This is a genomic window from Variovorax palleresanus, assembly GCF_051144945.1.
Lineage (GTDB): Bacteria > Pseudomonadota > Gammaproteobacteria > Burkholderiales > Burkholderiaceae_C > Variovorax > Variovorax paradoxus_S.
In genome coordinates this window covers 4084193-4106930 of sequence record NZ_JBJNVP010000002.1, presented here as the reverse complement: position 1 = coordinate 4106930, position 22738 = coordinate 4084193, and the positions used below count along the sequence as shown (strand labels likewise).

Annotated in this window: 24 protein-coding genes; 20 read left to right on the top strand and 4 right to left on the bottom strand. The window is 63.1% G+C overall.

Going from position 1 to position 22738, the window contains the following annotated elements; all coding sequences use genetic code 11:
• Positions 1-15: 15 nt before the first annotated feature.
• The 4 genes from ACJ7Z0_RS23090 to ACJ7Z0_RS23075 all read right to left on the bottom strand — a co-directional run bounded on the left by ACJ7Z0_RS23090 (position 16) and on the right by ACJ7Z0_RS23075 (position 3753).
• Positions 16-1200: an FAD-dependent monooxygenase gene (locus ACJ7Z0_RS23090; protein WP_434791688.1), complete on the bottom strand. Its 1185-nt coding sequence runs from the start codon at positions 1198-1200 to the stop codon at positions 16-18.
• A gap of 5 nt (positions 1201-1205) precedes the next feature.
• Positions 1206-1493 carry a DUF6587 family protein gene (locus ACJ7Z0_RS23085; RefSeq protein ID WP_369652807.1) on the bottom strand — a complete coding sequence of 96 codons (288 nt, stop codon included), beginning with the start codon at positions 1491-1493 and terminating at the stop codon, positions 1206-1208.
• Between the two features lie 63 nt (positions 1494-1556).
• Positions 1557-3455: a ferrous iron transporter B gene (gene feoB / locus ACJ7Z0_RS23080; protein WP_434791687.1), complete on the bottom strand. Its 1899-nt coding sequence runs from the start codon at positions 3453-3455 to the stop codon at positions 1557-1559.
• Positions 3448-3753, bottom strand: a complete 306-nt coding sequence (locus ACJ7Z0_RS23075; RefSeq protein WP_055799637.1) for a FeoA family protein — start codon at positions 3751-3753, stop codon at positions 3448-3450. The genes feoB and ACJ7Z0_RS23075 overlap by 8 nt, the downstream gene beginning before the upstream one ends.
• 385 nt (positions 3754-4138) lie before the next feature.
• On the opposite strand from ACJ7Z0_RS23075, the gene ACJ7Z0_RS23070 reads away from it, so the two are divergent.
• The 20 genes from ACJ7Z0_RS23070 (at position 4139) to ACJ7Z0_RS22975 (ending at position 22738) form a co-directional block, all read left to right on the top strand.
• Entirely contained in the window at positions 4139-4534 is a 396-nt protein-coding gene (locus ACJ7Z0_RS23070; RefSeq protein ID WP_434791686.1) for a hypothetical protein, read from the top strand.
• On the top strand, positions 4534-6285 hold the full coding sequence (locus tag ACJ7Z0_RS23065) for a VirB8/TrbF family protein (RefSeq protein ID WP_434791685.1): 1752 nt from the start codon (positions 4534-4536) through the stop codon (positions 6283-6285). Before ACJ7Z0_RS23070 ends, ACJ7Z0_RS23065 begins: the two co-directional genes overlap by 1 nt.
• Positions 6286-6317: 32 nt before the next feature.
• A complete protein-coding gene (locus tag ACJ7Z0_RS23060) occupies positions 6318-7538 on the top strand; it encodes a TraB/TrbI/VirB10 family type IV secretion system protein (protein WP_434791684.1) in 1221 nt (406 codons plus the stop codon).
• 16 nt (positions 7539-7554) lie between these two features.
• Complete coding sequence (gene virB11, locus ACJ7Z0_RS23055; RefSeq protein WP_434791683.1) at positions 7555-8595, top strand: P-type DNA transfer ATPase VirB11; 1041 nt, start codon at positions 7555-7557, stop codon at positions 8593-8595.
• A gap of 30 nt (positions 8596-8625) precedes the next feature.
• The gene (locus ACJ7Z0_RS23050) at positions 8626-9480 is read left to right on the top strand and encodes a lytic transglycosylase domain-containing protein (RefSeq protein ID WP_434791682.1); all 855 of its coding nucleotides are present in this window, start codon (positions 8626-8628) and stop codon (positions 9478-9480) included.
• Between the two features lie 40 nt (positions 9481-9520).
• Positions 9521-9964, top strand: coding sequence for a TrbC/VirB2 family protein (locus ACJ7Z0_RS23045; protein WP_434791681.1), 444 nt, complete (start codon positions 9521-9523; stop codon positions 9962-9964).
• A gap of 7 nt (positions 9965-9971) precedes the next feature.
• Complete coding sequence (locus ACJ7Z0_RS23040; protein ID WP_434791680.1) at positions 9972-10265, top strand: VirB3 family type IV secretion system protein; 294 nt, start codon at positions 9972-9974, stop codon at positions 10263-10265.
• Between the two features lie 21 nt (positions 10266-10286).
• The gene (locus ACJ7Z0_RS23035) at positions 10287-12776 is read left to right on the top strand and encodes a VirB4 family type IV secretion/conjugal transfer ATPase (protein ID WP_434791679.1); all 2490 of its coding nucleotides are present in this window, start codon (positions 10287-10289) and stop codon (positions 12774-12776) included.
• 50 nt (positions 12777-12826) lie between these two features.
• The gene (locus ACJ7Z0_RS23030; RefSeq protein ID WP_434791678.1) at positions 12827-13177 is read left to right on the top strand and encodes a hypothetical protein; all 351 of its coding nucleotides are present in this window, start codon (positions 12827-12829) and stop codon (positions 13175-13177) included.
• A gap of 61 nt (positions 13178-13238) precedes the next feature.
• On the top strand, positions 13239-13532 hold the full coding sequence (locus ACJ7Z0_RS23025; protein WP_431123600.1) for a hypothetical protein: 294 nt from the start codon (positions 13239-13241) through the stop codon (positions 13530-13532).
• Positions 13529-14380: a hypothetical protein gene (locus ACJ7Z0_RS23020; RefSeq protein ID WP_434791677.1), complete on the top strand. Its 852-nt coding sequence runs from the start codon at positions 13529-13531 to the stop codon at positions 14378-14380. The genes ACJ7Z0_RS23025 and ACJ7Z0_RS23020 overlap by 4 nt, the downstream gene beginning before the upstream one ends.
• A 108-nt stretch (positions 14381-14488) precedes the next feature.
• Positions 14489-15631: a TrbL/VirB6 family protein gene (locus ACJ7Z0_RS23015; protein ID WP_434792713.1), complete on the top strand. Its 1143-nt coding sequence runs from the start codon at positions 14489-14491 to the stop codon at positions 15629-15631.
• A gap of 8 nt (positions 15632-15639) precedes the next feature.
• Entirely contained in the window at positions 15640-16152 is a 513-nt protein-coding gene (locus ACJ7Z0_RS23010) for a DUF4189 domain-containing protein (RefSeq protein ID WP_434791676.1), read from the top strand.
• 120 nt (positions 16153-16272) lie between these two features.
• Entirely contained in the window at positions 16273-16827 is a 555-nt protein-coding gene (locus ACJ7Z0_RS23005) for a hypothetical protein (protein WP_434791675.1), read from the top strand.
• A 28-nt stretch (positions 16828-16855) separates the two neighbouring features.
• A complete protein-coding gene (locus tag ACJ7Z0_RS23000) occupies positions 16856-17893 on the top strand; it encodes an XVIPCD domain-containing protein (protein ID WP_434791674.1) in 1038 nt (345 codons plus the stop codon).
• A gap of 36 nt (positions 17894-17929) precedes the next feature.
• On the top strand, positions 17930-18940 hold the full coding sequence (locus tag ACJ7Z0_RS22995) for a TrbL/VirB6 family protein (protein ID WP_434791673.1): 1011 nt from the start codon (positions 17930-17932) through the stop codon (positions 18938-18940).
• Positions 18937-19446 carry a DUF4189 domain-containing protein gene (locus ACJ7Z0_RS22990; RefSeq protein ID WP_434791672.1) on the top strand — a complete coding sequence of 170 codons (510 nt, stop codon included), beginning with the start codon at positions 18937-18939 and terminating at the stop codon, positions 19444-19446. The genes ACJ7Z0_RS22995 and ACJ7Z0_RS22990 overlap by 4 nt, the downstream gene beginning before the upstream one ends.
• A 77-nt stretch (positions 19447-19523) precedes the next feature.
• Positions 19524-20129, top strand: a complete 606-nt coding sequence (locus ACJ7Z0_RS22985) for a hypothetical protein (protein ID WP_434791671.1) — start codon at positions 19524-19526, stop codon at positions 20127-20129.
• Complete coding sequence (locus ACJ7Z0_RS22980) at positions 20126-21559, top strand: XVIPCD domain-containing protein (protein ID WP_434791670.1); 1434 nt, start codon at positions 20126-20128, stop codon at positions 21557-21559. The genes ACJ7Z0_RS22985 and ACJ7Z0_RS22980 overlap by 4 nt, the downstream gene beginning before the upstream one ends.
• Before the next feature lie 54 nt (positions 21560-21613).
• Entirely contained in the window at positions 21614-22738 is a 1125-nt protein-coding gene (locus tag ACJ7Z0_RS22975) for a TrbL/VirB6 family protein (RefSeq protein ID WP_434791669.1), read from the top strand.

The window sequence follows — 22738 nt, the reverse complement described above, 5'->3', positions numbered from 1 at the left end:
CCCGGCGCAGCTCCGTCAGCCGCCGTAGAGCCAGGGCTGGTCGAGCAGCCGTGCGCCCAAGGCGCGCATGGCCAGATCGCGGCCCAGGCGCATGGGACCGGTGGCATGAAAGACCTGCCCATTGCGGTGAGCCCTTGCCTGCACCATCGCGTTGCGCTGCCAGCGTGCCTCGGCATAGCGGGCAAAGGCGGCAGGCACTTCGGCCGCCGCGCCTTCGCCGAGCGCTTCGGCCAAGGCCACCGCGTCCTCGATGGCCATGCCGGCGCCCTGCGCAAGGTAGGGCACCATCGGATGCGCGGCATCGCCCACCAACGCCACGCGCTCGTGCGCCATGTCGGCTGCAGAAGCCACCGGAGGACGGTCGCTGAGCGTCCAGGCGCGCCAGCCGGGCATGGCTTCGAGCAAGGCTTGCAGGCCGCCGCCGCTGCGTCCCGTGGCCTGCTGCAGCGCGGCCAGACTGCTGGCCTGGTCCCAGTCGCGCGCATCGCCGGCCGGTGCGGCTTCGGCGATGACGACCACGTTGAGCCAGGCGCCGCCGCGCACCGGGTATGCCACCGCGTGCAAGCGCGGGCCGAGCCACACGTCGATCCGTTGGCGCCGCAATGCTTGCGGCAAGGCGGCCTGTGCGACGATCCCGCGCCAGGCCGTGTGGCCGGTGACGCGGGGCGGCTCGGCCGCCGATGGCGATTCGAGCCGCTGGCGCGCCACGCTCCACAGGCCGTCGGCACCGACCAGCGCCTCGCCCTCCCAGGCCCGTGCGCCGCTGCTCGATACGCAGACGAGATCGTCACCGACCTCGACCTCCGCGATGTGCGCATCGGTCACCAGGGTGCCGGTGCCACGCGCGCGCACGGCTTCGAGCAGCAGCGAATGCAGATCGGCGCGATGCACGCAAAGATAGGGGGCGCCATAGCGCTGTCGCATGGCATCGCCCAGCGGCAGGCGGGCCAGCTCGGCGCCGCTGCCAGCGCTCCGGACCACCAATGCCTCGGGGCATGCGGCAACGGCCGCAAGGCCATCGGCCAGGCCCAGTTGATGGAGACGCCGCGTGACGTTGGGGCCGATCTGGATGCCGGCGCCGATCTCGCCGAACGCGGCCGCCTGCTCGAAGACATCGACCCGGTGGCGGCTCCTGGAGAGCGCCAGCGCGCTGGCAAGCCCCCCGATGCCGCCCCCGACGACGAGGATGTGTGCGGGCATCGGCCTCAGCGGCTGTGCGTGGACAGCGCGCCGCGGCCGGCTTCGTCGGATTCCTTCTTGTCGGCTGCCTTGGGGCCGCAGCTGCCACAGCTGTCGCAGGAGCCGCAGCCCGAGGTCTTGGCCAGCGAGGCCGCCAGCTGGTCGGCGCGCTCCTGGTCGACCAGCCCGGCACGGTGCGTGCCCGTCGCGAGCTTGCGCGCCGCGCTGCGCCGCCAGCCCGCGGGCATCCAGCGCCAGACCGCGTAGAACGCGGCGGCCGCGACAATCAATCCGACGATCAGTTGCTGTGTCATATCCGTTTACTCCGACGCGCGTTCGAGACTAACCCAGAAACATCGTGCAAGACTTGCGGCAGATCATCCGGCGCCCAACGCCACCGCCACGCGGTAGGTAATGAAGCACGCCAGATAGGCCAGCGCGAACAGGTAGCCGGCCATGATCCAGACGTACTTCCATGATCCGGTTTCGCGCTTGACCGCCGCCAGCGTCGAGATGCACTGCGGCGCAAACACGTACCAGACCAGCAGCGAGAGCGCGGTGGCGAGCGACCAGCTGCCCGCGATCAGCGGTTCGAGCTGGCTCGCCACGTCGTCGCCGGTGGCCGAGAGCGCATACACCGTGCCGAGCGCACCCACCGCCACTTCGCGCGCCGCCATGCCCGGCACCAGCGCGATGGAAATCTGCCAGTTGAAGCCGATGGGCGCAAAGATGTGTTCGAGCCCGCGGCCGATCATGCCGGCCAGGCTGTACTGGATGGCGGGCCCCGTGGCGCCTTCGGGCGGCGACGGAAAGGTCGACAGGAACCACAGCAGGATGGTGAGCGTGAGGATGATCGTGCCCACGCGCTGGAGGAAGATCCAGGCTCGTTCATACAAACCCACAGCAAGGTTGCGAAGACTGGGCCAGCGGTACGCCGGCAGCTCCATCATCAGCGGCGAATGCTGCTGGTTGTCGCGGAAGCGCTTCATCACCCAGGCCACCGCCATCGCCGAGACGATGCCGAAGACGTACAGCGCGAACAGCACCACCCCCTGCAGGTTGAACACGCCGCCCACGGTGCGCGCCGGAATGAAGGCCGCGATCAGCAGCGCGTAGACCGGCAGGCGCGCCGAGCAGGTCATGAGCGGCGCAATCATGATGGTGGTGATGCGGTCGCGCCAGTTGCTGATGGTGCGCGTGGCCATCACGCCGGGAATGGCGCAGGCAAAGCTCGACAGCAGCGGAATGAAGGAGCGGCCCGAAAGCCCGACCGTGCCCATCACGCGGTCGAGCAGGAATGCGGCGCGCGGCAGGTAGCCCGAGTCTTCGAGCGCCAGGATGAACAGGAACAGGATCAGGATCTGCGGCAGGAACACGATCACGCCGCCCACGCCGGCAATGACGCCATCGACCAGCAGGCTTTGCAGCATGCCTTCGGGCATGTGGGCCTTGAGCAGGTCGCCGAGCCCCTCGGTGCCGGCCTTGATGGCGTCCATCGGCACGTTGGCCCAGCTGAACACGGCCTGGAACATCAGGAACATCGTGACCGCGAGCACCAGCATGCCCCACACCGGGTGCATCACCACGCGGTCGATGCGGTCGCTGGTGGCCAGGCTGCCGACCGGCTCGCGCACGGCGATGCCGAGGATGCGGCGCACTTCGCGCTGCGTGGCCAGCACGTCGTCGAGCCCCGGCGCCTGCCAGGGCTGCTGCGGCGCGGCGGCGGCCACCGGCGAATCGAGCGCCTCGAGCAGGCCCTGTGCGCCGCCCGAATGCACGCCGACCGTCTCCACGACCGGCACGCCCAGTTCGCGCGAGAGCACCGCCGTGTCGACGGCGATGCCCTGCTTCTTCGCCATGTCGGTCATGTTGAGCGCCACCACCATCGGCAGCCCGAGGCGCTTGGCCTCGAGCACGAGCCGCAGGTTGAGCCGCAGATTGGTGGCGTCGGTCACGCACACGAGCAGATCGGGCAATGGCTCGCTGCTCTTGCCGGTGACCACGTCGCGCGTCACGGCTTCGTCCGCGCTGAGCGCGTTGAGGCTGTAGGCGCCCGGCAGGTCGAGCACGAACACGCGGCGGCCCGATGCGGTGCGCAGCAGCCCTTCCTTGCGCTCGACTGTTACGCCGGCGTAGTTGGCAACTTTTTGACGGCTGCCGGTGAGCAGGTTGAAGAGCGCCGTTTTGCCGCAGTTGGGATTGCCCAGCAGCGCAATGCGCCCCGGCTGTGCGGTGGCCGCAAGGCGCCCCGGCCTCTGGATGACGGCTTCAACCATGGCGTGCGCCTTCCGGCACGCCCGGTGCCACGTGAATCAGCGCGGCCTCGTGGCGGCGCAATGCAAAAGTGGTGTGGCCCAGCCGCACCGCCAGAGGCTCTCGCCCAGGGAGGCCGCTAGCTACGATGCGCACGGCTTCGCCGGGCACGAAGCCGATCTCGGTCAGGCGCAGTGCCAACTCTTGCCCCTCGGCATCGGCCGACCGCACGACGTCCAATACCGTCGCCCACTGATGGCTGGGTAATTCGTCCAGACGGATAGAGACAGGGGTAGCGGCCACGGAAAGAGGGATGGTCATGCGGGTTGGAACTCGTTCATCTCAGCAATGAGAACTATTATCATTGAAACGGACTCATCCCTGGTCTCGGTGGGCCATCACTGCCCCGCCCGACGTCGACGAATTGCGCCTCTGCTCCGAGGTCTCAACCCGGCCGAATCCACGAGGACGAGGAACCCACCCTCTCCGCGGACAAGCCGGTGTTTCGCCGCCTCAACGATATGCGGCACTAAATCCCGCCGATTCGTGCACTCCTGCACAGCGCCGTGCTGTCACGGCCGCCTCATCTACCTAAGATAGGCGGACATAAAAAAGACTTCAGGGAGTCGCAGTGTTTAACCAAACGCAGGCTATTGCGTGGGGCGCTCGTGCGCGCGCTACAAACCGCCTTTCGGCGGGTACGGCCTTGTCCATTCTGGCGGTCACGCTCATCGGGTGCGGTGCGCCTGCACCCAAGGAGTATGGTGGCTCCTGGGCGCCGGTGAACCGGTTCCAGAGTGCGATTACCGAGATCCCGCTCTCGCCCGCCTATACGTTCTACGCTTCGCCCATGGACGCGACGCTCAGGACCATGCTGAAGCGCTGGGCGTCGGACAACGGACTGCAGTTGTCCTATCAAATAGGTTCCGACTTCACCCTCCACCAACCTGTAGCGAAGGTTCGCACCACCGACCTCCAGTCAGCCATGGGTGAGCTGAGCGCCATCTACTCGCCGCAGGGTGTGTCCATTTCGGCGGACGGCAAACAAATCCTGGTTCAGGCCACAAGCGCCGCTGCGCCGGCCACAACCGGGCCGCGCTGATGTTCAAGAACAACGCGTCGACCTCGAAGATCGACCAAACGATCAGTCAATCGGTCAACTTCGAACTCACTGTTGCGGACATCGCGCGACGCAGCGAACGGCGCGCCTGGTGGGTTGCGGGCTCTGCCGTAGTCATGTCGCTGGTGCTGCTGGGCGGCTACTTCTACGTGCTGCCGCTCAAGGAGAAAGTGCCGTATCTGGTCATCGCCGATGCGTACACAGGCACCAGCACCGCCGCACGCCTGACCGATGACGCGGCTTTGCAGCGCATCACCACGAGCGAAGCGATCAATCGCAGCAACGTTGCCCACTTCGTGCTGGCCCGCGAGTCCTACGACCTCGCGATCACCAACTTGCGCGACTGGACCACGGTACTGACCATGTCGTCGGGCAACGTCTCCGGCGGCTATACCAACTTGTATTCGTCGGGAAATCCCATCAACCCGTACACCATATACGGCAAGGACAAAGCCATCCGGGTCCGCATCCTGAGCATCACCCTGATCGGTGGCGGAGGCGGCGAAGTTCCCAAGGGCGCCACAGTGCGCTTCCAGCGCAGCGTCTACAACAAGCAGAACGGCTCCTCGGCGCCTCTGGACAGCAAGATCGTGACGATGGCGTTCACCTACAAGTCGAACCTCACGATGGACGAGCAGCAGCGGATCGAAAATCCACTCGGCTTCCAGGTTACCGACTATCGCGTGGATACCGACTACGCGTCATCGCCGCCCGAAGAAGTCCCAAGCAATCTCAAGCCCGCCGAAAGCATGCCCGCGATGCCCGGCGCGGCGCTCCCGCCGGGCACCGATGCCCTTGCCGGCGCGGTAGGTAGTGCCCAAGCGGTGGCTCCGTCTGCGCAAACCGCCATGCCACCCCCCCCCTCTTCCACCCGGTTTCGGGGCCCCAGGCGCTCCCGCGCCCGTCGCTCCAGCCGTCGCGCCGACAAGTGCCAATCAGGGAACGCGCCGCCGATGAAATCACAACAGTCCAACTACCGCCGACGGGCGCTGATGTCCGCAGCATGGGCAGTCGTCGCCAGCGCCATGCCCTGCGCCTTTGCGCAAACCGTCCAGATGTACGAGTACCAGCCCGACCGCATCTACCCGGTGCGTGTCGGCTTGGGAATCAGCACCCAGATCGAGCTGAGCCCCGAAGAAAAAATCCTCGACTACAGCACCGGCTTCAGCAGTGGCTGGGACCTTAGTCGTCGCGACAACGTCTTCTACCTGAAGCCGAAGAACGTCGACGTGGACACCAACATGATGATCCGCACTGCGATCAATTCGTACATCTTCGAACTCAAGGTCGTGGCCACCGACTGGCGAACCCTGGAGCAGGCGCGCAATGCAGGTGTCCAGTACCGGATCAAGTTCACCTATCCCGCCGACATGACGTTCGGCAAGGAAGCAAAAAGCGTCGCCGAGGCGCCCGCGCTCAATACAGCGCTGCTCAAGGACCGGAGCTACAACTTCGAGTACGACTTTGCCACCAGCAGCGCCGGCGCAGCCTGGCTGGTTCCGATCAATGTCTACGACGACAGCCGCTTCACCTACATCAAGATGAGCGACCTCAAGCAGTTCCCGACGGGCAACTTCCCGACCGTCTACATGCGTCAGAAGGAGCGCGACGAAGACTCCGTGGTGAACACCACCGTCGAAGGCAGCACCCTCATCGTCCATGGGACCTATCCCTACCTGGTCATCCGCCACGGCGACAACGTCGTGGGTCTTCGCAGGAACACCGTCCAGTGAACCAACATCCTCCTTCCCGACCAGGAGACGCCGTGCCTGACCACGATCGGCAAGATCCCACGGACGGCAATAGCCAGCCTGCTTTTCAAGCCAATCCCTATTCGAGGCAATTCGAGGGCATGGGAGCGACCGCCGCACCCAACCTAGACGCGCACGCGCCGGAGCTTAAATCCAGCGAAATGCAGCGCATGAATCGCCGCGCCCTCGGGTTCCTCGCGGGCATCGTGCTTCTGCTCGGGTTGGCTGCCATCTGGCTGATCGGCAACGTGATGCGCCCCGACAAGCCACAAAAAGCCAAGGAAGAAGTGGTTACGGTCCCTGCAGCGCCCCAACTGCCGGCACCGCCACCCCTGCCACGGGTTGCCACACCACCAACCCCACCCATCCCGTTGGCCCAGCCATCGCTGCCGCCGATTCCGCCCGCACCGCAAGGCCCACAAGGACCGCACGGTCCGACGCTCATGGAGCGCCGGATGGCATCGAGCGCGGGCACGATCGCAGTGGGTCCCACGGATGGTGGCCAGCCCGGACAAGGTCAATATCCCGGCATGGCGCCAGGCATGGCCGGCATGCCCGGCGCGGGCGGCGACCAGGGCATCGCGCCGAACAGCGCCTATCGCATGAAGCCGCTGTCGGCCGTATCGAGCGCACAAGCCCTTGTCCATCCGAACGTGCTCATGCTGCGCGGCACCTACATCCGCTGCGTGCTGGAGACGCATATCGTCAGCGACATTCCGGGCTTCACATCCTGCGTCGTCACCGAGCCGGTCTACTCCGTCACCGGCAAGCGCCTGCTGCTGCCGAAGGGCTCCAAGGTACTTGGAAAGTACGACACCGAACCCAATGGCGATCGCATCGCCGTGATCTGGGATCGCATCGTCACCCCGAACGGGATCGATGTGAACATGGCCAGTCCCGGCGTCGACAACCTCGGTGGCTCGGGTCATCCGGGCCACCTCGATCAGCACTGGGGCCAACGCATCACTTCGGCCCTGCTGATCAGCATGTTCGCCGACGCCTTCAAATATCAACTGGCAAAGCAAGGCCCGCAGTCGACCACCGTTGCAGCGGGCGGGCTCGCAGTCCAGTCGCCTTACGAGAGCACCACGGCGCAGACGTTGCAGAGCCTGGCCAGCCAGGCCGTGCGCCGCAACGCCAACCGGCCCGACACAGTCACCATCAACCAGGGCACCGTCGTCAACGTCTACGTCGCCAAAGATGTCGACTTCAGCGCTGTGGTGGCGAACTTCTGACACGGCATAGCTTTACATGACCGAAGAACTCGTTGCCGCCGTCTCGAACGAATTTCTGGATTACCAATACCAGGTGCTGGGCATCCGGGATTTCATGCACTCGCCCGACGTCACCGAAATCTGCATCAACCGGCCCGGCGAGATCTACCTCGAAAACCGTTCCGGCTGGCAACGCGTCGAGGTGCCGGGCCTCACCGCCGCACGTGCGCTGCAGTTCTGCACCACCGTGGTCAATGAAAGCAACACGGGTCAGCGCATCACCGACGTCAACCCGGTCGTCTCGCTGACCTTTCCCACCGGCCAGCGCGCCCAGTTCGTCATTCCCCCTGCCGTCGAAGCGAGCCAGGTTTCCATCACCATCCGGCTCCCGTCCAGGCAGACCCGCACCCTGGGCCAGTACCACGAGGACGGATTTTTCGACAAGCTGCTCGAAGAAACATCAGGCCTCAACGCGCACGACAGGGAACTGCTCGAACTGCGCGCCGCAGGGCGCTACGCGGACTTTTTCAAGCAAGCCGTCCTCCACAAGAAAAACATCGTGGTCTCGGGTGCTACCGGCAGCGGCAAGACGACCTTCATGAAGTCGCTCGTGCATCACATCCCGTCCGATGAGCGCCTGGTCACCATCGAAGACGCGCGCGAACTCTTCATCGAGCAGCCCAACGTGGTGCACCTGCTTTACTCCAAGGGCGGCCAGAGCACCGCCAACATCAGCGCCAAGACGTGCATGGAAGCGTGCCTGCGCATGAAGCCCGACCGGATCATCCTGGCCGAATTGCGCGGCGACGAGGCGTTCTATTTCATCCGCAACTGCGCCTCGGGCCACCCGGGCTCCATCACGAGCTGCCACTCGGGCAGCACCGAGCAAACCTGGGACCAGCTGGCACTCATGGTCAAGGCCTCGAGCGAAGGCGCTGGGCTCGAATTCGCCACCATCAAGCGACTGCTCATGATGACCATCGACATCATCGTGCACATCAAGGCCCATGCGGGGCGGCGGTACATCACGGGTATCGATTTCGACCCTGGTCGCCTGGCAACCGCCGGCGCCTCCTAAGCAAAAGGAGCAAACATCGTGTTCCCGGGAATGGAAGCCATCGCTTGCCCCAACCTCGCCGTTCCGGCACAGGTGATGCGACACGTGGTTCATGTCGAGTCCGGCGCCAATCCGTTCGCCATCGGCGTCGTCGGAGGCCAACTCGTGCGCCAGCCCAAAACGCTTGAAGAAGCAGTGGCCACGGCGCAAATGCTCAAGTCCAAGGGCTACAACTATTCGCTTGGCGCAGCGCAAGTCAATCAGGTCAACTTTCGCAAGTACGGGTTAGACACCCACGAGAAAGCCTTCGATCTTTGCGCCAATCTGGCCGCCGGTGCCAGCATCCTGGCCAACTGCCATGCCCGAGCCGGCGGCGACTGGGGCAAGGCCTTCAGCTGCTACTACTCCGGCAATTTTGTGGGCGGGTTTCGAAGCGGCTACGTCCAGAAAGTCTACGACTCGATCAGCCGCGGCGTCACCCTCTCACAAACACCGGCCGAGCCGCGCGCCGCGATCCCCCTGCGTCCGGCCGGCGCGCCGCCGGACGCCCTCGCACCGGCATCCATGCCTGCCCCTGGCGGCGCCCGATCCGCCGCGGCAGCGCAATCCACCACCGCGGCATCGCGCATCTCGATGCGCGTGGTTCCGCTAGGTGCTGCCACGCAACCAGTTACCACCCCTGCAACCACTGCCGCGCCCGTTGTTCCCCAAAGCGCAGCGGCGGCACCTGTTGCCTTGTCAGCTGCAGCTACCCATGCCCCCGCCTCGCCAATGGGCGCACCTGCGGGCGCCCCCGATGTCTTCGTGCCCCAGATTCACTATCCAGGCGCGGGCCACGTGCCAGCCGCAGCGGTACAAGCCGCTCCGACCGACCGACCTGGCGGCGACGGCGCCTTTGTTTTCTAACCCGGCCCTTCACTTTTATTCAACCAGAGAGGAACTCACCATGCACCGCCAACACAACAACACCGCCGCTCCATCGTTCGCCAGCAGCACGCACGCGCGAGCGCTTCGCAATCTCGCCATTGCCGCGCTGATCGTCTTGCCTTGCCTGGCCATGGCTCAGGGGTCGGCAGACGGCGGGCTCGGGGAAACCGCCTGCGGTTTTGTCAAAACCATCGTCGGCGTGCTCAACGCCGTGTCCATCGTGGTGGTCACCGTCGCCATCATTTTCTCGGGCTACCAGATTGCATTCGCCCACAAGCGCATCAGCGACGTTGCCCCAGTCTTCATCGGTGCCCTGCTGATTGGCGCGGCCACCCAGATCGCCAAACTGTTTCTCGGCGGCAGCTCCACCGTCGGCGGCGGTACCAGCTGCTCGGCCAGCATCACGGTCGATCCCTTGACCCAACTCGCCGGCATCGTGCAGTCGCTGGCCCACTATGCATAAAAACGCGATGTTCCGCGGCTGCACCCGCCCGCCCATGTTCATGGGCGTGCCCTATGTACCCTTTTTTGTGGGCGCGGGCGGATGCATGTTGCTGGCCATGTACTTCAACCTGTTCTATTTGCTGCTGATCCCGCCGGTCATTTTCATCATGCGCATGATGGCCAAGCGCGACGAAATGATCTTCCGGCTGCTCGGGCTGCGCCTGCAGTTCCGTATCCGCACGCGCAACATCGGACAGCATGAGGGCATGTGGGTGTTCACGCCCAACGTGTACCGCGGGCAGTCCAGAGACAACGTCTAGAAGAAGCCGGGTTCCACAACCATGTCCACGCCGCCCTTCAGCCCTGACACGCCCATCAGCGAATTCATCCCGCTGTCCACGCACGTGTCTCCTACCGTGCTCAAGACCACGGGTGGCGACTACCTCCTGACCTGGCGACTGGAAGGGTTGCCCTTCGTCGGCCGCGAAGAATGGGAACTCGAGCATCGGCACAACACCTTCAACCGCATGCTGCAAACGATGCGCGCGCCGGACTTCACCAATGTGGCCTTCTGGGTGCACGACCTGCGCCGCCGCCGGCACGTCAAGGACAGCAGCCGGTTCAAGGAAGCCTTCAACCAATCGCTGTCCGACGCGTACTTCAAAGGGCTCTCGGCGCAAAAGCTCATGCAGAACGAGCTCTACGTGACGATGCTGTACCGCCCCGTGGTCTCGGGCAAACGTTTCGTCGAAAAGTCCGCCGATGTCTCTCGGCTGACCTCCGAACAACAACAAGCCATCGACAAGGTACTTGAACTCGCCGGCAACATGGAGGCCGTGCTCAAGGACTACGCGCCTACGCGCCTTCGCATGTACGAAGCCACCAACGGCATCGTCTTTTCTGAAACCCTCGAATTCTTCGGCTATCTGCTCAACCGCGTCGACGAGCCCGTGCCGGTGCTGAAGGCGCCCGTCTACCGCTACCTGGCCGTCAGCCGCCAGCGCTTCTCGGCCAAGACCGGTGACTTCGTGCTGACCACACCCAACGGCGTCAACCACTTTGGCGCCATCCTCAATGTCAAGGAATATCCCGACGGTACCCATCCCGGCATCCTCAACGGGCTCAAGTACCTCGACTTCGAATACGTCGTCACCCATTCCTTCAGCCCCATGGGGCGGCACGACGCGCTCAAGGCGCTCGAGCGCACCAAGGGCATGATGATTTCGTCAGGCGACAAGGCCGTCAGCCAAATCGTCGAGCTCGATCAGGCCATGGACCAGATTTCGTCCGGCAACTTTGTGCTGGGCCAGTATCACTTCACCATCGCCGTCTACGCGCCCGACCAGGCGACGCTTTCCCAGCACATCGCCACTACGCGCGCCGAGCTCTCCAACGCGGGCTTCGTCTCGATCAAGGAAGACCTGGCCGTCACCGCCGCGTTCTACGCGCAATTTCCCGGCAATTGGAAATACCGCACCCGGCTGGCCAACGTCAGCTCGCTCAACTTTTTGGGCATGTCGCCCCTCCACAACTTTGCCAGCGGCAAGCGCGACAACAACCCTTGGGGCCCGTGCGTCACCACGCTGCAGACCGTCAACGGCCAGCCTTATTTCTTCAACTTTCACGCCACGCTACCGGGCGAGAATTCCCTGGGCGAGAAGGCCATTGCCAACACCATCGTCATCGGCAAGTCCGGAACCGGCAAAACGGCGCTCATCAACTTCCTGCTCAGCCAGATCCAGAAGCTCGACCCGTCGCCCACCATCTTCTTCTTCGACAAGGACCGCGGCGCCGAGATCTTCGTGCGCGCGTGCGGCGGCAACTACCTCTCGCTGGAAAACGGCCAGCCCACCGGATTCAACCCTTTTCATTGCGCGCGCACCGAGGCCAACGTCCAGTTCCTGAGCGACCTCGTCAAGGTGCTGGCCGCCAAGCCGGTCTATACCTCGCGCGAGGAAGACGACATCTTCCGCGCCGTCGAAGCCATGCTCGACACCCCCGAGCATCTGCGCAACATGACCAACTTCCAGAAGAGCCTGCCCAACATGGGCGACGACGGCCTCTTCATCCGCATGCGCAAGTGGACCGCGGGCAACTCGCTGGGCTGGGTGTTCGACAACCCCAAAGACACCATCGACCTGCAAAAAGCCAACATCATCGGCTTCGACTACACCGATGTCATCGACAACCCCGAGGTGCGCGTCCCGGTCATCAACTACCTGCTGCACCGGCTCGACGCCCTGATCGATGGCCGTCGACTCATTTACGTGATGGACGAATTCTGGAAAATTCTCGACGGCGGCGGCGCCCTCAAGGACTTTGCCAAGAACAAACAGAAGACCATCCGCAAACAGAACGGCATGGGCATCTTCGCCACCCAGAGCCCCGAAGACGCGCTGGGCAGCGACATCTCGGCTGCGCTCATCGAGCAGACCGCCACCATGATCCTGCTGCCCAACCCCAACGCCAGCCGCAAGGACTACATCGAGGGCCTGAAGCTCACCGAGTCTGAATACCAGGTGGTGGTCAGCCTCGACGAGCGCTCGCGCCGCTTTCTCGTCAAGCAGGGCCACATGTCCTCGGTGTGCCAGCTCGACCTGCGCGGCATGGACGACGCGCTGGCCGTCATTTCAGCCTCCACCGACAACATCGAGATCCTGCACGGCGTGCTGGACGGGAGCGCCAGAGCCGAAGGCATCTCCGTCAACGACCTCCGGCCCGAGCAATGGTTGCAGGACTTCTACGACCAGCGCAAGGGCAGCGGCAAGCGCGCCTCCGCGTCCACCGAACAGCCCGGCCAGCGCTCGGCGCGTCCGCGCCTCATTGCATGACCGGCCCCCACACCCTTTCGACGATCGCTTCAATATTTCGGAGGTTTTCAATGAGGCTACGCACCCATTTGGCCGGCTTTTCCCTTGCGCTCGGGATCGCCAGCCTCAGCACATCCGCACAAGCCCAGGTTCCAGACGCCTGCACCCTGTACCTCTGCATGGCGAGCATCTCCGGCCAAGGCACACCTCCCGGCAACTGCTCGTCCGCCATTGCCTATTGGCACATACCGGCCCCCGGTGGCCTGGCCATCTGGACCTACTACCCCGTTACCAAATTCTGGCCCGACCAGTCCTACGAGTACCGCAAGCAGTACATGAACAGCTGCTCTGGCGCCACCAACACCCAGAACAACAGCAATATTTCCGACACCATCATGAACCAATGGGGCCGGGTCGAGTAAGCGCGGGCACCAAAAACACACCCACCCCGAACAACCATCCGAACCCATCTGGACACGCGCGATGCTAGCCCCACTGAACAACAAGCTACGCCCCTACCTGCTGAGCTGGCGAGCAGAAATCGTTGCCGTCCTTTGCTGCTCGGTGATCTACCAGCTCTTCATCCATCCCGAGACTCTTTCTCAATTTGCCGCGGATTCACTCGGTCGAATTCTGATGATGCTTGGCTTGGCAGTGTTCGCAGTCCTGATGCTCTGGCTGTGGTGGCGTGTCAGCAGCAGATTCTTTCGCTTCTTGCTCGCACTGCCGGTCAAAAAACCGGCAAACCACGAAAACCACAAGTGCACCGAGCATTGAATTCAGGCCCGCACCAACTGCCGCACCACGACAACTTTGCCCAAAGGGAATCCACCATGTCACAACACATTGAAGCCTGCCCATTCCTGCCACGCCGTGCAATCCGTTGCGCTCTAGTCGTCGCTGCCTGGGTGCTGATGGGTGCCGCCCATGCGCAAGTGGATGTCAAAGACGCGGACGCCGAAAAATCCCTGGACAAGATCGACTCGACCACTGGCGACATCAAAAAATCTGCCTCCGACATCCTCGGTCAGCTCAAGAACAGCACCCAAAACCTCGGCTTTACCGCCACCCTGACGCCCAACAACAAGCTTCAGAAAATCGGCGACGTCTCCGGCTACATCTCCCAAGCCTGCCCCAGTTCCAGCGGCAGTGTCGCCGGGGCCAGTGCGGGAGTCGGCAGCCAGCCCCTCACCAGCCTGACCACCATCAGCGCAACCGGCGGCAGCGACATGTCACAAAAAATCTGCCAGGAACTCATTCAGCTTCGCGTGCAGTCCTTCAACGAAACCATCGACATGGCCAACCGCTTCGAGCAATACGGCCAGCAGCTCACCGCCATCGACAACAAGCGCACTTCCAGCAACACCCATGGCGACGTGCAAGCCCTCACCAACGAAGCCACCCGCACCACGGCCAAGCTGCAAGCCGAAATGGGCTTTTGGCGCACCCGTATCGATGCCTACGACGCGGCCATCAAATTCCACGAAGGCCAGCAGAACACCCTCACCAAGACCGCCATGAAGGGCAGTGGGAGCGGGGGTGCCAGTGCCGACAGCTTCGGCCGCATGAATGCAGGCCAGCTCGTTCAGGCCGCCGCCATTGCCGCGGCCCTGGCCGTCAAGTAGCCGTTGCCCCATTGCACCGAGCACAACCTGCCCTCAGGGAACCCCATGTCGCAACACATTGAAGCCCATCCACACCTGTCGCGCGGTACTCTCCGCTCAGCCTTGGCCATGGTCGCCCTGATGCCGATGGGCGTCGCCCATGCGCAAGTGCCTGATGCCAGCGGCGGCGCCTTTGTTTTCGGTCTGATCTACAAGTGGCTGTCCAGCCGAATCAGCGACTTCGGCACGGATTTCATGGGCAGGGCCATGCAGTGGGTCAGCACGGTCGCACTAGTGCTGCTCACGTTGTGGATTCTGATTCAGGGCTTTCGCATCCTCACCGGCCAGTCGCGCGAGCCGATGATTGCCCTGGTGGCCAGCATGAGCCGCAACGCTTTGATCGTGATCGCCGCAAGCACCATGGCCCTTGGGGGCTCGGACCTGCATTCGATCTTCACGGACGGTCTGCTCAAGGAGGTCAACTACATGGTCACCGGCGAGAAGGAATCGCCCGTCTCGGCCATCGACAAGAACCTGGTGCTCACCCAGGTGGTCATGTCGGCCATCGACAACGCACAGGGCCTGGACGTGAGCACCAGCGGCTCCAACGTCACCAGCGTGGGCGTCTCCTCGCTCGTCGGTGCGCTGGGCGTGTCCAGCCCGGCGATAACGGCCGGGGCGCTGCTGCTGACCTACCAGGTGGGGTTGGCGCTGTTCATCAGCCTGGGTCCCTTGTTCATCTTGTGCCTGATCTTCAAGCAGACCGAGTCGCTGTTTCACAAGTGGCTGCTGTATGGCATCGGGCTGCTGTTTTCGATGGCGGTGCTCAGCTTCATGGTGTCGCTGGTGCTGGAGTTGAACCTGCGCATTGCCGCGGGGCTGTGGGCGAGCAAGGCGATCACCAGCTTTCTGGGCGTGGGCGGCAGCACGGGCCTGACCAGCCAGGCGATGCTGCAGGGAGGTATCGGGCTGCTGCTGACGGTGCTGCTGGTGACCGCGCCTGCGGCGGCGGCGCAGTTCTTTGGGGGGACGCTGGGGCAGTTCTATACGAGCTCGGTGCTCGGTGGCGGGGCTGGTGCGCACCAGGGGCCGGGGGGGCAGGCGCCGGGGACTTTTTCGCCGACGGCCGGGCAAGCGCCGCAAACAACATCGAATCAAACAGGCAGCACCGGCGGGCTCGGTGGCAGTCTCAATCGCACCTCGGCGCATCCACCTGCTGATGAAATCAGAGCCGCATCCGTTACCCCCGCCACCAAAGCCACTCAAGGTTGAGGAGAAGCATGATGAAGACGTTGGCACGAGCGTTCTTGATGATAGTGGCGGGGTTGCTTTGGAATGGCCTCTTGCATGCCGAAGGTGGGTTCTGCCCACCGGGCACTATCGACCATAACAACGGCAGGGCGGCCGCCATTGTTTGCTCGCCGATCGCGGGGTATGGACAGCAACAAGCGCCGCAGCAATCAGCACCGCAATGGGAAAGCCGGTGGGGCGCGATTGCGACAGACGGACCCAATGACGCTTTGGGGGTAGCCATCGACAAGCGGAGCAAACGAGAAGCGTCACAAGTAGCCATGCGGGACTGCCAGTCAAAAGGCGGCGTGAACTGCAAGATTGACATTACCTATGACAACCAATGTGTTGCCGTTGTCGTAGGCGACGGCGCCTACAACGTAGGCAATGCCCCGACAGTGGATCAAGCTGTCGCCTCGGGCGTAAAGACATGCCGTGGCGGTGGATTCACCAACTGCCGCTCCTACTACACCGCTTGCAGCCCGCCAGTGCGCATTCAATAGCCACCATGAGGCGCCCTATCGCAGTGCGCTTCATTTTTCTTGCAATTGCCACTGCTGCATGCTGCCAACACCCATGGATAAAGCGGCGACGAACTAGCAATTTTTCATAGCAAATACTTCATGAACCGCATCGCCTCATTTCTCACCGGCGCCACTCTCGGTCTGGTTTGCCTTCATGCCTTTGCGCAGAGCGCGCGGGCACAGACGCAGGCACCCAGCTTGTGCGCGGCCAACGAAGAGCCGGTGTTCTCTTGCACGCTGCAAGGCTCCAGCCGCAAGATGGTTTCGCTGTGCGCATCGCCTGCATCGACGCAGGGTGAAAGGCACTTCCATTACCTGTATGGGCGACCTTCAAAAATCGAACTGAGATATCCGGCTAGCGGCAATAGCCATGAGGCCTTCACGTTCACGCGCCTGTTCTATGCCGGTGGCACGTTTGGCTATGCCCACTCGCTCAGAAACGAGGACTACAAGTACATCCTCTATTCGATTGAAGGCGCCAACGACCGCTCGGGCTTGTTGGTACAGCGCGAGGGTCAGCTAGGTGCAGCCCGGGAGATGGCGTGCCGGCCGTCGACTCTGGTGGAGACGAAAGACACCGAGCTGGTACGCATCACATCCGAATGGAAGGTCGACGCAGACATCGAAGCCCACGGCTTGCCAAGCACGCGCTGAAGTTCGATTCATCCAGGGAGAACTCACCATGTCACAACGTCCAACTCGTCACGCATCGCATCCACACAACGCACACCACGCAGCCCCGTATTCCAAAGAAAACGGCGACTTCGTGTTGCAGGCCGCGCACGGGGCGGGCATCACAAATGCGAAGGAGCTGGCCAACTTCATGGGCCAGATGCAGGTGGAATCGCATGGCTTTACTAAAGCGCATGAAAACCTGCGCTATTCGGGCCAAAACGTGTTCAAGGCTCTGCACAAACGGCACCCAGGGATGACCCAGGAAGACGCCAGCGCCATTGCCGCGGGTGGCTCGGAGAAGGTGGCTGAAGCCATCTATGGGGGTCGCCGCGATCTTGGCAACAATGAACCGGGCGATGGGTGGAAGTATCACGGTCGCGGCTTTGTTCAATTGACGGGCCGCTACAACTACGAGCGCTATGGCAAGGCGCTTGGCCTGGACCTCGTGAATCACCCCGATTTGGCTTCAGAGCCCGCGAACTCGGCCAAGATCGCAGTGCAGTATTGGAAGGAACGCGTGGTGGCCCATGGCCATCAGCACGACATCACCCGTGCCACTGAGGACATCAACGGCGGCCAAAACTCCCTTAAAGAACGCAAGGCCGCCGCCACGCAGTGGGAAACAAAGCTCGCCCACGGCTACAAGCCTGGCGATCCAGAGCCCGGCCAGTCGCTGCAGGACAGCCCGCTGTTCAAGCAGGCCAAGTCCGGCCTCGAAAAAATCGATGCCCAGTTCGGCCGAAAGCCCGATCAGTTGACCGACAACGCCGCTGCCGCCATCGCGGTGGCCGCTTTGCGCGGCGGCCTGACCCGCATCGATCACATGACGCTGGGCGGCAACGACAACAGCACGATCTTCGCGATTCAAGGCAAGCCTGGAGCGGCGCTCTCCAAGGTGGTCGATGTGCCGACGGCGGAATCGATGCACACGCCGGTCGCTCAAAGCTCGCAGGCGTTCACAGTCGTACAGCAGTCGCAGCAGCAAGCTTCTCAGCACAACAACCAGCAGGCCGCACAGCAGACGGCGCCTGCGATGGCTCGCTGAGCCTCTCATTCATCAGCCAAGTCACCGCCAGCGCCCATGAATACCCCAACACCGGTCCGTTCGCTCATCATCCCGACCAAGGGCTTCCGCATCCTCACCGGCCAGTCGCGCGAGCCGATGATTGCCCTGGTGGCCAGCATGAGCCGCAACGCCTTGATCGTGATCGCCGCGAGCACCATGGCCCTTGGGGGCTCGGACCTGCATTCGATCTTCACGGACGGTCTGCTCAAGGAGGTCAACTACATGGTCACCGGCGAGAAGGAATCGCCCGTCTCGGCCATCGACAAGAACCTGGTGCTCACTCAGGTGGTCATGTCGGCCATCGACAATGCGCAGGGCCTGGACGTGAGCACCAGCGGCTCCAACGTCACCAGCGTGGGCGTCTCCTCGCTCGTCGGTGCGCTGGGTGTGTCCAGCCCGGCGATAACGGCCGGGGCGCTGCTGCTGACCTACCAGGTGGGGTTGGCGCTGTTCATCAGTCTGGGCCCCCTGTTCATCCTGTGCCTGATTTTCAAGCAGACCGAGTCGCTGTTTCACAAGTGGCTGCTGTATGGCATCGGGCTGTTGTTTTCGATGGCGGTGCTCAGCTTCATGGTGTCGCTGGTGCTGGAGTTGAACCTGCGCATTGCCGCGGGGCTGTGGGCTAGCAAGGCGATCACCAGCTTTCTGGGCGTGGGTGGAAGCACGGGCCTGACCAGCCAGGCGATGCTGCAAGGGGGCATCGGGCTGCTGCTGACGGTGCTGCTGGTGACCGCGCCTGCGGCGGCGGCGCAGTTCTTTGGGGGGACGCTGGGGCAGTTCTATACGAGCTCGGTGCTCGGTGGCGGGGCCGGTGCGCAGCAGGGGCCGGGGGGGCAGGCGCCGGGGACTTTTGAGGCGGGGGCTCCTGCCCCCAGCAGGACGGATACGGCGAATCCAAATCAAACTGGCGTCAATGGTCCACTCAGTGGCGCTCGAGCGTCCACGCCATCACAGCCCCCGGCGGATGAGATCAGACCCGCGTCTATTCCAGCCAAGGCTCTCAATATCGACGGAGAAGCGCGATGAGGGCCGCGCTACGTACGGCGGCCCTGTGGCTGGGTTTGCTGATGGTCAGCTTTGGGGTACATGCCGAGGGCGGGTTCTGCCCACCGGGCACCATCGACCATAACAACGGCCGGGCAGCAGCGATTGTTTGCTCGCCGCTCCCGGGGTATGGGCAGCAACAAGCGCCTCAGCAACCCGTCGAGCAATGGGAACGTCGATGGGGAGCGATTGCAACGGACGGGCCAAATGGCGCTTTGGGCGCAACCACCGACAAACGGAGCAAGCAGGAAGCCTCGCAAGTGGCAATGCAGGATTGCCGATCTAAAGGCGGGGTGAATTGCAAGATTGACACTGCGTATTACAACCAGTGTGCCGCGGTTGTTGTAGGCGATGGTGGCTACAACGTACCTAGTGCCGCCACAGTAGACAGGGCCGTTGAGTTGGGCATGAAGACATGTCGTGATGCTGGGCGCACCAACTGCCACGTCTACTACTCCGCCTGCAGCCTGCCCGTGCGTATTCGGTAGTTGCCATGCACCCCATCAATTGCCACCAATTCGAGCGACTCGCGCGCAGCTCATGCGCGTTGCAGGGTTAGATAGCCATGAAGCGCTTTTTTGCTATCTCCCTCTTCATTCTCTTGACCCTCACTTTCTCCGCTTGCGGACAGTCCATGAAACAACCCGATATCAAGCTCAACCCGCATCCCAAGATGCGCTACGAAATCACCCTGACCATCGAGGATGCGCCTGGGCCGTTCGATGCCGTGGAGGGGTCCGCTGGCTATGAAGTAGCGAATGGTGGTTGCGTACCGCTCGCCCCTTTCAGCGGCGCCACGCTGACTCCCGAGAAGGATGTCTGGATGGCCCTGAGCCGCGTGAGCGATAAGGTCTACAAGGGTGAACTCTATGTCGATCTGTTGACGGACGAGGACTACTTCGGGCTGGGCCTTTGCCGCTGGTCCATGCCCTTCGCCAACTTCAGCCTGCGGATCGGCAACTTGGTGTTCGGCCACTCCATCGCCCTGAATGACATCTTGGCGAACAAGTCCGCCACGCGTTATTTCTCCACGTTGTCGTACCGCGAAAGCACTCCATTGAAAGACGGAGAGCGACCATGGGTCAACAGCGGCAATGCGCAGCGATCTGATTTCAAAGAGCCGAAGAGCACCTTCTCGATGACGCTCACTGCCAAGGAGAAATTCCAATGACGATCACGTCCACGGATTACGCACTGCTGGCACAGGATTCGTACAAGGATCGCGAGCTCCAAAAAAAGGATGTCACCCTGGGAGATGTGGCTTATCAAGTCCTGGACCATGCCGACAACCCGAGGACGGGATTTCAAGCAACGGCCTACCGGCGGGTCGATACGGGCGAGGTGGTCATTGCTTTTCGCGGTACCGAATTTGGCCGCGAGCCGATGCAAGACGGCCTCGTCGATGCTGGCATGGCATTGGCGGGCGTCAATGCCCAGGCACTTGACGCGAACGCCTTCACGCAAAAGGTGCTGGACAAGGCAAAGGCCGATGCAGAAAAGAGCAATCAGCCTCTCAATGTCACTGTCACCGGCCACTCACTGGGCGGCACTCTGGCCGAACTTCACGCCCACAAGTTCGGCCTCAAGGGCGAGACCTTCAACGCCTTTGGCGCTGCGGGGCTGGTGCATGGCGTTCCGAAAGGCGGCCACCAAGTCATCAACCATGTTCGCGCAGGCGATGCGGTAAGCGCAGCCAGTGCGCATTTTGGCGAGGTGCGGGTCTACGCGGTCCAGCAGGATATCGACACGCTGGGCAAGGCCGGGTACCGCGACGACGGCGGCGCTCTGAGTGCTCGCAATCCCGCCAAGGCAACCGATTTCAGCGCGCATTTCATCGACAACTTCGTGCCCGACGGAAAGACGCTGGGTCGCTCGATCATCTCGCGCGAGAACGAAACGCATTATCACGCCCATCAAGGCATGATCGATCGCTACCGCAACGACGTATACGGCGCCCGTGCCATCGCGTCTGTTCCGCTGCAAAGCGGGATGCAGGCCGGGCAAATGGCCGGCCACGGCGTGAAGGCCGTCGGCCATGCTGCGGGGCAGGCCTACGATGCAGTACGCGGCTCCCTGGAAACGGGCGCCCGGCAGGCAGGCGAGGCGTTGGAGCGGACCGGTGAAACGCTGCGCGAAGGCGCGTCCCGCGCGATCGAGAGGCGCATCCGTCCAGGGTCGTGGTTCATCAGCAGCCAGACAGGACCGGTGCCGTTGTTGCTGGACGATGGCCAGCATCCTGGCAACGGACTCTACAAGCAGGCCTTGGCTGGGCTGGAGAAGATCAACGTCGAGCGCGGCATCCCCTCCGATCCACGCACCTGCAATGCCGCAGGCACGTTGGCCACTTCAGCTTGTGAATCCAGATTCAGGCAGATCGATCATGTGGCCGTGAGCGACAACGGCGAGAAGCTCATTGCGGTGCAAGGTACGCCGGGCTCCGCGCTTTCCAAGGTGATCGGTGTGGACACGACGGTGGCGCTGAATACGCCCCTTGCGCAAAGCTCGCAAGCCTTCGTCGAGGCGCACAGCCTGCAGCAGAACCAGCAGTCCCAGCAGGTGAATCGGCCAGTCCAGGCACAAACCGGGCCGGCTCTGGCGTGAGTTGAGCACGCGCATCAGCGCTTTGGTTCATAGCCCCAACGCCTCTCACCGACCATGAATACCACACCATCAGCCTTCGATTTGATCGCAGCCGAGTTGTTTCGCGTGCACGACGAGATGGCCGCACGGGTCAAGGCGCGCGTGCGCAGTGTCCTCACCACGACCTGGGTCAGCACCGTCGCCCTGGTGCTGCTCACGTTGTGGATTCTGATTCAGGGCTTCCGCATCCTCACCGGCCAGTCGCGCGAGCCGATGATTGCTCTGGTGGCCAGCATGAGCCGCAACGCCTTGATCGTGATCGCCGCAAGCACCATGGCCCTTGGGGGCTCGGACCTGCATTCGATCTTCACGGACGGTCTGCTCAAGGAGGTCAACTACATGGTCACCGGCGAGAAGGAATCGCCCGTCTCGGCCATCGACAAGAACCTGGTGCTCACCCAGGTGGTCATGTCGGCCATCGACAACGCGCAGGGCCTGGACGTGAGCACCAGCGGCTCCAACGTCACCAGCGTGGGCGTCTCCTCGCTCGTCGGTGCGCTGGGCGTGTCCAGCCCGGCGATAACGGCCGGGGCGCTGCTGCTGACCTACCAGGTGGGGTTGGCGCTGTTCATCAGCCTGGGTCCCTTGTTCATCTTGTGCCTGATCTTCAAGCAGACCGAGTCGCTGTTTCACAAGTGGCTGCTGTATGGCATCGGGCTGCTGTTTTCGATGGCGGTGCTCAGCTTCATGGTGTCGCTGGTGCTGGAGTTGAACCTGCGCATTGCCGCGGGGCTGTGGGCGAGCAAGGCGATCACCAGCTTTCTGGGCGTGGGCGGCAGCACGGGCCTGACCAGCCAGGCGATGCTGCAGGGAGGCATCGGGCTGCTGCTGACGGTGCTGCTGGTGACCGCGCCTGCGGCGGCGGCGCAGTTCTTTGGGGGGACGCTGGGGCAGTTTTATCACCAGTCGGTGCTCGGTGGCGGAAGCAGCGGTCAGAGCGCGGTGGCACCGGGTGGGGGAGCTCCTGGGCCTTATGGGGCGGGGGCGCAGCAGCCGGCGAATATCCCTGGGCAATCGAGTCAGGTTCCCACAACTACATCCCTCCCACCTCCCCGCACCTCGACAGAACCCCGACACGATGAAATCAGGGCTGCTTCTGCACCACCACCTTCAAGGGCCCTCAATGCGGATGGGGCGTAA

What these genes read in the sequence shown, in the direction of transcription:
- ACJ7Z0_RS23030 (WP_434791678.1), top strand. Translation starts at nt 12,827, where the DNA reads ATGAGGCTACGCACCCATTTGGCCGGCTTTTCCCTTGCGCTCGGGATC.
- ACJ7Z0_RS22995 (WP_434791673.1), top strand. Translation starts at nt 17,930, where the DNA reads ATGAATACCCCAACACCGGTCCGTTCGCTCATCATCCCGACCAAGGGC.
- ACJ7Z0_RS23075 (WP_055799637.1), bottom strand. Translation starts at nt 3,753, where the DNA reads ATGACCATCCCTCTTTCCGTGGCCGCTACCCCTGTCTCTATCCGTCTG.
- ACJ7Z0_RS23085 (WP_369652807.1), bottom strand. Translation starts at nt 1,493, where the DNA reads ATGACACAGCAACTGATCGTCGGATTGATTGTCGCGGCCGCCGCGTTC.
- ACJ7Z0_RS22985 (WP_434791671.1), top strand. Translation starts at nt 19,524, where the DNA reads ATGAAGCGCTTTTTTGCTATCTCCCTCTTCATTCTCTTGACCCTCACT.
- ACJ7Z0_RS23040 (WP_434791680.1), top strand. Translation starts at nt 9,972, where the DNA reads ATGTTCCGCGGCTGCACCCGCCCGCCCATGTTCATGGGCGTGCCCTAT.
- ACJ7Z0_RS22990 (WP_434791672.1), top strand. Translation starts at nt 18,937, where the DNA reads ATGAGGGCCGCGCTACGTACGGCGGCCCTGTGGCTGGGTTTGCTGATG.
- ACJ7Z0_RS23045 (WP_434791681.1), top strand. Translation starts at nt 9,521, where the DNA reads ATGCACCGCCAACACAACAACACCGCCGCTCCATCGTTCGCCAGCAGC.
- ACJ7Z0_RS23005 (WP_434791675.1), top strand. Translation starts at nt 16,273, where the DNA reads ATGAACCGCATCGCCTCATTTCTCACCGGCGCCACTCTCGGTCTGGTT.
- ACJ7Z0_RS23090 (WP_434791688.1), bottom strand. Translation starts at nt 1,200, where the DNA reads ATGCCCGCACACATCCTCGTCGTCGGGGGCGGCATCGGGGGGCTTGCC.
- ACJ7Z0_RS23025 (WP_431123600.1), top strand. Translation starts at nt 13,239, where the DNA reads ATGCTAGCCCCACTGAACAACAAGCTACGCCCCTACCTGCTGAGCTGG.
- ACJ7Z0_RS22980 (WP_434791670.1), top strand. Translation starts at nt 20,126, where the DNA reads ATGACGATCACGTCCACGGATTACGCACTGCTGGCACAGGATTCGTAC.
- virB11 (WP_434791683.1), top strand. Translation starts at nt 7,555, where the DNA reads ATGACCGAAGAACTCGTTGCCGCCGTCTCGAACGAATTTCTGGATTAC.
- ACJ7Z0_RS23015 (WP_434792713.1), top strand. Translation starts at nt 14,489, where the DNA reads ATGGTCGCCCTGATGCCGATGGGCGTCGCCCATGCGCAAGTGCCTGAT.
- ACJ7Z0_RS23050 (WP_434791682.1), top strand. Translation starts at nt 8,626, where the DNA reads ATGGAAGCCATCGCTTGCCCCAACCTCGCCGTTCCGGCACAGGTGATG.
- ACJ7Z0_RS23000 (WP_434791674.1), top strand. Translation starts at nt 16,856, where the DNA reads ATGTCACAACGTCCAACTCGTCACGCATCGCATCCACACAACGCACAC.
- ACJ7Z0_RS23035 (WP_434791679.1), top strand. Translation starts at nt 10,287, where the DNA reads ATGTCCACGCCGCCCTTCAGCCCTGACACGCCCATCAGCGAATTCATC.
- ACJ7Z0_RS22975 (WP_434791669.1), top strand. Translation starts at nt 21,614, where the DNA reads ATGAATACCACACCATCAGCCTTCGATTTGATCGCAGCCGAGTTGTTT.
- ACJ7Z0_RS23065 (WP_434791685.1), top strand. Translation starts at nt 4,534, where the DNA reads ATGTTCAAGAACAACGCGTCGACCTCGAAGATCGACCAAACGATCAGT.
- ACJ7Z0_RS23010 (WP_434791676.1), top strand. Translation starts at nt 15,640, where the DNA reads ATGATGAAGACGTTGGCACGAGCGTTCTTGATGATAGTGGCGGGGTTG.
- feoB (WP_434791687.1), bottom strand. Translation starts at nt 3,455, where the DNA reads ATGGTTGAAGCCGTCATCCAGAGGCCGGGGCGCCTTGCGGCCACCGCA.